General features: G+C 61.6%; 9 protein-coding genes. 2 read left to right on the top strand and 7 right to left on the bottom strand.

The genetic code is table 11. The annotated features are described in order from the left end of the window. A partial coding sequence (locus tag GIW28_RS13385; protein ID WP_236490397.1) for a methyltransferase occupies window positions 1-1,107 on the top strand: 1,107 nt, incomplete at its 5' end. A gap of 55 nt (window positions 1,108-1,162) precedes the next feature. On the opposite strand, the gene GIW28_RS13380 is transcribed toward GIW28_RS13385, so the two are convergent. From GIW28_RS13380 to GIW28_RS13370, 3 genes are read right to left on the bottom strand one after another with little or no spacing between them, the layout of a single operon-like run. Next, window positions 1,163-1,330 carry a DUF2474 domain-containing protein gene (locus GIW28_RS13380; protein ID WP_010206690.1) on the bottom strand — a complete coding sequence of 56 codons (168 nt, stop codon included), beginning with the start codon at window positions 1,328-1,330 and terminating at the stop codon, window positions 1,163-1,165. A 12-nt stretch (window positions 1,331-1,342) separates the two neighbouring features. Continuing rightward, a complete protein-coding gene (gene cydB, locus GIW28_RS13375; RefSeq protein WP_017139316.1) occupies window positions 1,343-2,350 on the bottom strand; it encodes a cytochrome d ubiquinol oxidase subunit II in 1,008 nt (335 codons plus the stop codon). Window position 2,351: 1 nt separating this feature from the next. Further along, window positions 2,352-3,791 carry a cytochrome ubiquinol oxidase subunit I gene (locus GIW28_RS13370; RefSeq protein WP_017139317.1) on the bottom strand — a complete coding sequence of 480 codons (1,440 nt, stop codon included), beginning with the start codon at window positions 3,789-3,791 and terminating at the stop codon, window positions 2,352-2,354. Window positions 3,792-4,108: 317 nt separating this feature from the next. Between GIW28_RS13370 and GIW28_RS13365 the strand changes: the two genes are divergently transcribed. After that, on the top strand, window positions 4,109-5,347 hold the full coding sequence (locus GIW28_RS13365; RefSeq protein ID WP_017139318.1) for an MFS transporter: 1,239 nt from the start codon (window positions 4,109-4,111) through the stop codon (window positions 5,345-5,347). 138 nt (window positions 5,348-5,485) lie between these two features. Here GIW28_RS13365 and GIW28_RS13360 read toward each other — a convergent pair whose 3' ends face one another. The 4 genes from GIW28_RS13360 to GIW28_RS13345 form a co-directional block, all read right to left on the bottom strand. Next, window positions 5,486-7,669 (bottom strand): xanthine dehydrogenase family protein molybdopterin-binding subunit, encoded by a 2,184-nt coding sequence (locus GIW28_RS13360; RefSeq protein ID WP_236446217.1) that lies wholly within the window; start codon window positions 7,667-7,669, stop codon window positions 5,486-5,488. Further along, window positions 7,666-8,655, bottom strand: a complete 990-nt coding sequence (locus GIW28_RS13355) for an FAD binding domain-containing protein (protein ID WP_236446220.1) — start codon at window positions 8,653-8,655, stop codon at window positions 7,666-7,668. Before GIW28_RS13355 ends, GIW28_RS13360 begins: the two co-directional genes overlap by 4 nt. Further along, the gene (locus GIW28_RS13350) at window positions 8,652-9,161 is read right to left on the bottom strand and encodes a (2Fe-2S)-binding protein (RefSeq protein WP_017139321.1); all 510 of its coding nucleotides are present in this window, start codon (window positions 9,159-9,161) and stop codon (window positions 8,652-8,654) included. Before GIW28_RS13350 ends, GIW28_RS13355 begins: the two co-directional genes overlap by 4 nt. Before the next feature lie 96 nt (window positions 9,162-9,257). Further along, a complete protein-coding gene (locus tag GIW28_RS13345; RefSeq protein ID WP_017139322.1) occupies window positions 9,258-9,701 on the bottom strand; it encodes a DUF4879 domain-containing protein in 444 nt (147 codons plus the stop codon). Window positions 9,702-9,899 lie beyond the last annotated feature (198 nt).

Here is a 9,899-nt window from a genome sequence, read left to right as displayed (position 1 = left end):
CCCTTCGCCCAGCTCGACCTGATTCGCCAGCCTGAGCAACACAATGACCCGTTGCAGGCCTTTGATGCTGCCGATGAGTACCTGCTCAGCTACCTGGCCGAGCAGCAGCCCGGCGCCGCTACCTGCGTGCTGGTGCTCAACGACAGCTTCGGCGCCTTGGCGGCCAGCCTCGAAGGCCGGGTGCACGTGACGTCCAGCGGTGACTCGTTTCTGGCAGCCCAGGGTCTGGAGAAAAACCTGGTGCGCAATGGCAAAGCTTTTGATGCCGTAGCATTCGTCCCCGCCAGCCAGGTCCCGACCGGGCCGTTCGACCGCGTGCTGATCCGCGTGCCAAAGACCCTGGCCCTTTTGGAGGAGCAGTTGATCCGCCTGCAAGGGCAACTGGCGCCAGGCGCCCAGGTGATTGCCGGCGCGATGGTCAAGCACCTGCCACGGGCGGCGGGCGAGTTGCTGGAGCGCTATATCGGCCCGATGCACGCGTCCCTTGCCCTGAAAAAAGCCCGTTTGCTGATCGCCACGGTGGACGCCCGCCCGGCCGCCGTCTCGCCCTACCCTACCCGCTACACCCTGGACGCACCGGCCATCGAGCTGTTGAACCACGCCAACGTGTTCTGCCGCGAAGGCCTGGACATCGGCACCCGTGCCTTCCTCCCGCACCTGCCAAACAATCTCGGCAGCGCCCGCGTGGCGGACCTGGGCTGCGGAAACGGCGTGTTGGCGATCGCCAGTGCCCTGCAAAACACCGACGCGCAGTACACCCTGGTGGATGAGTCCTACATGGCCGTGCAGTCGGCGGTCGAAAACTGGCAGGCTGCCTTCGGTACGCGCGATGTAAGCGTACGCGCCGCCGATGGCCTCGCCGGCCAGGAAGCCCAGTCACTGGACGTGGTGCTGTGTAACCCGCCGTTCCACCAGCAGCAGGTGGTCGGCGACTTACTGGCCTGGCGCATGTTCCAGCAGGCGCGCGAAGCCCTGGTAGTGGGCGGTGCCCTTTATATCGTCGGCAACCGCCACCTGGGTTATCACAGCAAATTGGCGCGTTTGTTCCGTGGCGTTGAACAAGTAGCCGCCACGCCGAAGTTCGTCATTCTCAAAGCCCGCAAATAAAAAAGCCCTCGTAGCGAGGGCTGGAAAACCGGGCCGCAAAGCCCGGATCGGGATATCAGTGAGTGGTCAGGCCGGCCGCATTCATGAACATGCGCATCAGGCTGGCCACGACGAACAGGGCCAGCACGCTGCCGGTCCAGATCATCGCCAGCCACCCCAGGCGCCGCCATAACGGCTGTTTCTCGGCCTGTTCAATCTCGTGTAACGAAGGTTTGCCGGACATACAACGACCCTCCTAGTGGTAGCCGTCTTCGTGGGTGACCTTGCCGCGGAACACGTAGTAGCTCCAGAAGGTGTAGCCCAGGATAAACGGGATGATGAACAACGTGCCCACCAGCATGAAGCCCTGGCTCTGCGGTGGAGCAGCGGCGTCCCAGATCGACACGGAAGGCGGAATGATGTTCGGCCACAGGCTGATGCCCAAGCCGCTGTAGCCGAGGAAGATCAGCACCAGCGTCAGCAGGAACGGCGTGTAGTGGGCATTACGCGCCACGGCGCGGATCAACCCGTACATGGTCACCAGCACCAGAATCGGCACCGGCAGGAACCAGAACAGGTTCGGCAGGGTGAACCAGCGTGAAGCGATTTCCGGATGCGCCAGCGGCGTCCACACACTGACGATACCGATCACTGCCAGCACCACAAACGCCAATGGCCGCGCCAGGTTGTGCATCTGCTCCTGCAACTTGCCTTCGGTTTTCATGATCAGCCAGGTGCAGCCGAGCAAGGCATAGGCGACCACCAATGCAACGCCACAGAACAGGGTGAATGGCGTAAGCCAATCCAGCGAACCGCCGGTAAACTGGCGATTCACCACCGGAATGCCATCGATAAACGCCCCCAGCGCCACCCCCTGGAAGAACGTCGCGGCGATGGAGCCACCGATAAACGCCTTGTCCCAGAGGTGACGCTTGTCGTCCTTGGCCTTGAAGCGGAACTCGAAGGCCACGCCCCGGAAGATCAGCCCGATCAGCATCAGGATCAGTGGCAGGTACAACGCCGACAACACCACCGAATAGGCCAGCGGGAACGCGCCGAACAGCGCCGCGCCGCCGAGTACCAGCCAGGTTTCGTTGCCGTCCCATACCGGCGCGACGGTGTTCATCATCACATCGCGGTCGACTTTGCCGGGGATAAACGGAAAGAGGATGCCGATGCCCAGGTCGAAACCGTCCATCACCACGTACATCATGATGCCGAAGATGATGATCACGGCCCAGATCAGCGGAAGATCAATACCCATCTCAATTCCCCTTGTGCTGGATGTGGGTGTGGTCGTCGTCGCTGCCATCATCGGCGGCGGACAACGGACGGGCCGGTGTACGTTTCTGGCCAGGGCCACCATGGGTTGGCTCGCTGCCCTCGTGGGTCTGCGGGCCTTTGCGCACCAGGCGCATCATGTAGCCCAACCCGGCGCCGAACAGCGCGAAGTACACCACCACAAACAGCACCAGCGTAATGGTCATCTGCGCCAGGCTATGCCCGGAGGAAGCATCCGCCGTGCGCATCAACCCGTAGACCACCCACGGCTGTCGGCCGATTTCGGTGGTAAACCAACCGGCAAGAATCGCGATCAGGCCGGACGGGCCCATCCACAACGCCAGGTACAGGAACGGCTTGGACGTGTACATCTTGTCGCCCCGGCGCAGCCACAGGCTGAACAGACCGGTGAAGATCATCAGGAAGCCCAGGCCGACCATGACCCGGAACGACCAGAACACAATGGTCGAATTGGGGCGATCTTCAGGCGGGAACTCCTTGAGCGCCGGCACCTGCTTGTCCAGGGAGTGGGTCAGGATCAGGCTGCCGAGGTACGGAATTTCGACCGCGTATTTGGTTTTCTCGGCCTTCATGTCGGGCCAGCCGAACAGGATCAGCGGCGTCGGCTCATTGCCGATATTTTCCCAGTGGCCTTCAATCGCGGCAATTTTCGCCGGTTGGTGCTTCAAGGTGTTGAGGCCATGGAAGTCACCGATCACCGCCTGGATAGGCGCCACAATCAGGGCCATCCACATCGCCATCGACAGCATGGTGCGGATCGCCGGGTTGTCCTTGCCGCGCAACAAGTGCCAGGCCGCCGAAGAGCCGACGAAGAACGCCGTGGCCACAAAGGCTGCCGTAGCCATGTGCATCAGGCGATAGGGGAACGACGGGTTGAAGATCACCGCCAGCCAGTCGGTAGGAATCACCCGGCCATCGATAATTTCAAAGCCTTGCGGCGTCTGCATCCAGCTGTTGGAAGCCAGAATCCAGAAGGTCGAAATCAGCGTACCGACGGCCACCATCACCGTGGCAAAGAAGTGCAGCTTGCGCCCCACCTTGTTCCAGCCGAACAGCATCACCCCGAGGAAACCCGCCTCCAGGAAGAAGGCCGTGAGCACTTCGTAGGTAAGTAGCGGTCCGGTAACGGCGCCGGCAAAGTCCGAGAAACGGCTCCAGTTGGTACCGAACTGGTAAGCCATGACCAAGCCCGAAACCACCCCCATGCCGAAGTTGACGGCAAAGATCTTCGACCAGAAATGGTAGAGGTCACGGTAGGTGTCGTTGTGAGTCTTGAGCCACAAGCCTTCCAGCACCGCAAGATAACTGGCCAGGCCGATGGTGATCGCCGGGAACAGGATGTGAAACGAGATGGTGAACGCGAATTGAATTCGGGCGAGATCTAGCGCCTCCAAACCGAACATAAGTCTTCCTCTGTCAGGTAATACCGGCTGCTGGCGGGAGCCTGCACCCACTGCCCCCACGGATATGGAGTGTGGCGAATTTCAATTCGTTTCTTTTTTTACCCATCACGTAGGGATCCTGGCCTTGCGGCCGCCAGATCAATCCCGGGGCCGGTTTTGATCTGGATCAAGCATTGCTCAAAGAGTAGTCCCATTTTCGGACGAAAGCCGTGTGGTTCATTGACGCGTGACAGGTTGTCTCAGCTCAGTTCTTGCAACTATTTGTTACAGCTTGATGCTAATCTGCCTGCACCCTCTGCTCCAGACCTGACTTCCCGATGCCCAGTGAACCCGCATTGCTGTTGCGCCACCACCGCCCTTTCATCGCGTTCTGGCTGGCCCGGATCTTTACCGCCAGCGGTTTCCAGATGCTTACCGTGGCCATCGGCTGGAACCTCTATCAACTGACTGGCAATGTGCTGGACCTGGGCCTGGTAGGCCTGGTGGAGTTCATTCCGCGCGTTCTGTTCATGTTGCACACAGGCCACGTGGCCGATCGCTATGAGCGGCGCAAAGTCGCCGCCATCTGCCAGACCGTGCAGGCATTGATTGCCTTGTCCCTGGCCATCGGCGGCCTGACCGGCAACGTGACCCGCGAGATGATCTTTATCCTCGCGTTCCTGCTCGGCGCCGCACGCTCGTTTGAGATGCCCACCACCCAGGCGCTGCTGCCGAGCATCGTGCCGAGCGCGCTGTTCCCGCGTGCCGTGGCCTCGTCGCAATCGGCGCAGCAACTGGCCACCATCGTCGCGCCAGCGTTGGGCGGCTTGCTCTATGCGTTTGGCAGCGTGTGGGTGTATGGCCCAACCGTGGTGCTGTACCTGATCGCCTGCGGGCTGACCCTCAACCTGCCCGCGCGCCAGACACCGCTCAATAAAGCCAAGGCCACGATGGATTCGCTGCTGGCCGGGATCCGCTTTATTCGCAGCCGCCCGGACATTCTCGGCGCCATTTCGCTGGACCTGTTTGCCGTACTGCTGGGCGGCGCCACAGCGTTGCTGCCGGTGTTCGCCAAGGACATCCTGCTGACCGGCGCCTGGGGCCTGGGTCTGTTGCGTTCGGCGCCAGCGGTGGGCGCGTTGTTGATGTCGCTGTGGCTGGCGAGGTTCTCGGTAGACCGGCATGTCGGGCGCGTGATGTTTACCGCCGTCGGTGTGTTTGGCGTGGCAACCATTGCGTTCGGCCTGTCGACGTCGTTCTGGTTCTCCTTGGCGGTGCTGGTGGTGCTGGGCGCGGCGGACATGATCAGCATGGTGATCCGCGCTTCGTTCGTGCAGTTGGAGACCCCGGATGAAATGCGCGGGCGGGTCAGTGCGGTCAACGGCCTGTTTATCGGCGCATCCAACCAACTGGGCGAGTTTGAATCGGGGATTACCGCCCACTGGTTCGGCACCGTGCCCGCCGTGGTCATGGGCGGGATTGGTACGCTGTTGGTGACGGGGGTGTGGATAAAGCTGTTTCCGACCCTGGCCAACCGCGATCGGATGCATGTGCCGGTGGAGGAAGCCAAGCTATAAGCCGGTTGAAAAACAGGCAATGTGGGAGCTGGCTTGCCTGCGATGGCGGTGTCTCAGCCAACATATGATTGGCTGACAGATAGCTATCGCAGGCAAGCCAGCTCCCACATTTTGATCTTCTGTGGTTCGAAGACCGGGTTACAGCACCTTATCCAGCGTGACAGGAAACTCCCGCACCCGCTTGCCAGTGGCATGGTAGATCGCATTCGCCACCGCTGCCGCCACCCCGACAATACCGATTTCACCCACACCCTTGGAGCCCAGGGCGTTGACGATTTCGTCGTGTTCGTCGACAAAAATCACCTCTATGTCGCCGATGTCGGCATTCACCGGGATGTGGTACTCGGCCAGGCTGTGGTTCATGTAGCGCCCCAGTTGATGGTCGACCTGGGTTTCTTCATGCAGGGCCATGCCGATGCCCCAGACCACGCCGCCGAGGATCTGGCTGCGGGCCATCTTCGGGTTGACCACCCGCCCGGCCGCAATAGCGCTGACCACCCGACGCACCTTGATGGTGCCCAGGTCTTCATCTACCTGAACCTCGACAAACACTGCCGAATGGGTCGCCGTCGCATAGCCTTCACGCTTTTTGTCCGGTTGGCTGTCAACCTGAACAGCGAGCACTTCTTCGCCACTGTCCTTGACCAGTTGTGCCAAGGACACACTCACATCACCGGTGTGCAACTGGCCGTCTTCAAAGCGCACCGTTTCTGCCGCTTTGAACACCGGGTAAGTCTGCCGGGCAACCGCCAGCAGCTTGGCGTTCAGCGCTTCGCAGGCCTGCTGCACGGCAGTGCCGACAGACGACACGGTAAACGAGCCGCCCTGCAACGGTGCCGTGGGTAACGACGAATCGCCGAGCAGAAAACGCACATCGGCCATCGCCACACCGCTGGTTTGCGCGGCAATCTGCGTCATTACCGTATACGTGCCCGTGCCGATATCGGTGGTGGCGCTGCTGACGGTCAATTGGCCTTGGGCATCCAACTGCGCCTTGGCGCTGGCCTTCATCTGCAGGGCCTCCCATACACCACCGGCCATACCCCAACCGATCAACTGGTTGCCATCACGCATGCTGCGCGGCTCGGGGTTGCGCTGGCTCCAGCCGAAGCGCTCGGCACCTTCGCGGTAACACTCGCGCAGGGCTTTGCTCGACCAGGGTTTGTCTTCGTTCTGGTTGCGCTCGGCGTAGTTGATCAGGCGCAGTTGCACAGGGTCCATCCCCAGGGCGCAGGCCAGTTCATCCATCGCACATTCCAGGCCGATCACGCCCAGCGCGGCGCCCGGCGCGCGCATGTCCATCGGCGTGGACACGTCCAGGGGAACCAGTTTGTAGGTCAATTGCACGTTGTCGCAGTGGTAGAGCATGCCGCTCCACTCCACCACATGTTCGCTGAAATCCTCGAAGCGCGAGGTCTGGCCAATCGCTGTGTGGCCCAACGCCAACAGGCGGCCATTGGCAGCAGCGCCCAGTTGCAAACGCTGCAGGGTGCGCGGGCGGTAGCCGAACGTGAACATCTGTTGCCGGGTCAGGGTAACGCGCACCGAACGCTTGAGCGCCAGCGCTGCCATCACCGACAGAGGCAGTTGATACTGCGGGCGCAGGCCCGAGCCAAAGGCACCGCCGACGAACGCAGCGAAGATCCTTACCTGGCTTTTATCCAGGCCGAAGACTTTTTGCACATACGCCTGGCAGTTCTGCGGGCCTTGGGTCTTGTCGTGGATATGCAGGGTGCCGTCCGGCTGATACAGCACGGTGCTGGCGTGGGGTTCCATCGGGTTGTGGTGCTCGATGGGCGTGCTGTAGTGCATATCCAGGCTGACAGCGGCAGCAGCCCACTCGGCCGGGAAGTTACCGCGTGGCTTGGGCGGCGTTTGCGGCGATGGGTGCGCCTGTTCCTGCAGGGCCGCGAGGTCGGTGGCAAAAGCCTCGCTCGCGTATTCGATCTCAACCAGCGAGGCAGCGTGTCGCGCCAGTTCAAGGTTGTCGGCGATTACCAGGGCCAGGGGTTGCCCGTTATAAAGCACGCGGTCGTTATACAGCGGGCGAAACGGCGAGCCGTCGGCTGCATCGGCATCGGCGAAAGCCTCATCGTAGCTGGCGAGTTTGGGCCGGTTCAGATGATCAAGCACCCTGACCACGCCCGGCAGCGCCAGGGCTTTGGACGCGTCGATCCGGATTACCCGGCCCTTGGCAATCGTGCTTGAGACGACACTGCCATGCAGCAGGTCGTTGCCTGGAAACTCACCGGCATAACGCGCCTGCCCGGTGACCTTGAGCAGACCGTCAACGCGGTCCAGGGGTTTGCCGACGGCGGTCATGGGCGTTCTCCTGCGACAGCGGCGTCGCTCAGGGCACGGATGATTGCGCGGCGTGCCAGCTTGATTTTGAAGCTGTTGTGTTCCAAGGGTTCAGCGTCTTGCAGCAAGGCGTCAGCGGCCTGGCTGAAGGTTTCGCGGCTGACCGCTTGCCCGATCAGCGCGGCTTCCACCGCGCGATCGCGCCAAGGTTTGTGGGCCACACCGCCAAGGGCCAGGCGCGCATCGACGATGGTGTCGCCCGCAAGCTCCAGCGCGGCGGCAACGGAGACCAGCGCGAAGGCGTAGGACGCACGGTCACGAATTTTCAGGTAGTGGCTATGGCTGGCGAGATGATCAGGCGGCAGTTCGATGGCGGTGATCAGCTCATCGTCGGCCAGCAGGTTGTCGCGCTCAGGCGTATCGCCGGGCAATCGATGAAAGTCGGCAAACTCGATCACCCGCGCGCCGCCACGCCCTTCTACATGCACCCGCGCCTGCAGCGCTGCGAGGGCGACGCACATATCCGAGGGATGGGTAGCCACACAATGTTCGCTGGCACCGAGGATCGCATGAATGCGGTTCAACCCGGTGCGCGCCGGGCAGCCGCTGCCAGGTTCACGCTTGTTGCATGGCACGCTGGCATCGTAGAAATAGTAGCAACGGGTACGTTGCAACAAGTTACCGCCGGTACTGGCCATATTGCGCAGTTGCGGCGAGGCGCCCGCCAGAATGGCCTGGGACAGCAATGGGTAGCTCGCCTCGATCAGCGGGTGCCAGGCCAGGTCGGCATTGCTGACCAACGCGCCGATCATCACCCCGCCGTCGGCAGTCGCTTCTACGCCATGCAGCGCCAAGCCGGTAATGTCGATCAGGTGTTCGGGGCGGCTGATGTTTTCTTTCATCAGGTCCAACAGGTTGGTGCCGCCGGCGATAAACCGCGACGTCGCGCTGCTCAGGTGCACGGCTTCCTGCACATCGGCCGGCTTGCTGTACTGGAAGGGGTTCATTGGTCACCTCCCAGCACAACGTCTTCAATGGCATCGCGAATATTGCTGTAGGCCCCGCAGCGGCACAGGTTGCCGCTCATCAGTTCCTGAATTTGCGCGGTGTTGTGGGCGCGGCCTTCATTGGCCAGGCCGACGGCGGAGCAAATCTGCCCCGGCGTGCAGTAGCCGCACTGGAACGCGTCACGCTGGATAAAAGCCTGCTGCATCGGGTGCAACTGGTCGCCGTCGGCCAGGCCTTCGATGGTGGTCACCTCGGCACCGTCGCACATCACCGCCAGGGTCAGGCAGGCGTTGATGCGTTTGCCATCGCGCAACACCGTGCAGGCGCCGCACTGGCCGTGGTCGCAGCCTTTTTTGCTACCCACCAGATCCAGCTGTTCGCGCAGCAGGTCCAGCAAGGTGGTCCAGGGCAACACCTGCAGCTGGCGGTCTTGGCCATTCAGGGTCAGGCGTATCGGGTGGCTGACGAACGGTTTGGTCGTCGCGCCATTGGGGGTCGCGCTCATAAACACCTCACGGGTTGGTGCACTTCCGCGGCGTTCAGGAAAGTCGCCGTCTAAGGGCTACGACTTCCCGAGGTAGTGAGCGTTCAAGGGGATTGATCAGAGGATGTTGAACAAGAGCTTCAACGTGTTTTGCGGGCCATTGATCGAGATATTGCTGAATTCAAACCAGCCTTGGGCCTGGACATTCAAGTCAAACACATAGATGTAGCCCATCACAGTGCCTGCGCCGTTACAGACTTCGCTGATGTTGCCCACCTGACAGACCGGCGTGCGTTGCCCATTCAATTCGGCGCCATTGAAGCGCCCCATCGGGCTTTTGCCCAGGCCGACCTCCATCACCGAGACCTTGGTCGGCCCACGATGAGTACACATCTGGGTGGTCGTCACATCTGTGGGGATGGTTTCCGTGCAACGCGCCGACTCGACCTTGAACACCCGCACCTCGCTCAACGGCGGTGCAGCCGCGCCCCACACCGGTGCCACAAGCCCCAGGCCGATTGCGGCGAACAGAGCTAGACTGCTGGCGTTGGCTTTTTTCATGCTGAGAACGACCCTGTATTTAACGTCGGCGCAGTATGCCTCAAGGCCAGATTCGAGAATACGCAGCCTATCCGCCACATCGCGTCGGCTGCTGGTATCATGCGCCGCTTTTTCCGATCCTCTCTGAAACCACAGGCGCTTGGCGCAGTTTGTGCTTTGACTTAGAGGTCAACAAATAACGACGCAAAATAGCGTCAC

This window comes from Pseudomonas sp. PA-5-4B (genome assembly GCF_021606215.1).
In the GTDB taxonomy this organism is placed as follows: domain Bacteria; phylum Pseudomonadota; class Gammaproteobacteria; order Pseudomonadales; family Pseudomonadaceae; genus Aquipseudomonas; species Aquipseudomonas edaphica.
Note: the sequence above shows the minus strand (reverse complement) of the source record. Positions and strands in the feature narration are given on the sequence as shown.

What these genes read in the sequence shown, in the direction of transcription:
- GIW28_RS13360 (WP_236446217.1), bottom strand. Translation starts at nt 7,669, where the DNA reads ATGACCGCCGTCGGCAAACCCCTGGACCGCGTTGACGGTCTGCTCAAG.
- GIW28_RS13345 (WP_017139322.1), bottom strand. Translation starts at nt 9,701, where the DNA reads ATGAAAAAAGCCAACGCCAGCAGTCTAGCTCTGTTCGCCGCAATCGGC.
- cydB (WP_017139316.1), bottom strand. Translation starts at nt 2,350, where the DNA reads ATGGGTATTGATCTTCCGCTGATCTGGGCCGTGATCATCATCTTCGGC.
- GIW28_RS13380 (WP_010206690.1), bottom strand. Translation starts at nt 1,330, where the DNA reads ATGTCCGGCAAACCTTCGTTACACGAGATTGAACAGGCCGAGAAACAG.
- GIW28_RS13355 (WP_236446220.1), bottom strand. Translation starts at nt 8,655, where the DNA reads ATGAACCCCTTCCAGTACAGCAAGCCGGCCGATGTGCAGGAAGCCGTG.
- GIW28_RS13370 (WP_017139317.1), bottom strand. Translation starts at nt 3,791, where the DNA reads ATGTTCGGTTTGGAGGCGCTAGATCTCGCCCGAATTCAATTCGCGTTC.
- GIW28_RS13365 (WP_017139318.1), top strand. Translation starts at nt 4,109, where the DNA reads ATGCCCAGTGAACCCGCATTGCTGTTGCGCCACCACCGCCCTTTCATC.
- GIW28_RS13350 (WP_017139321.1), bottom strand. Translation starts at nt 9,161, where the DNA reads ATGAGCGCGACCCCCAATGGCGCGACGACCAAACCGTTCGTCAGCCAC.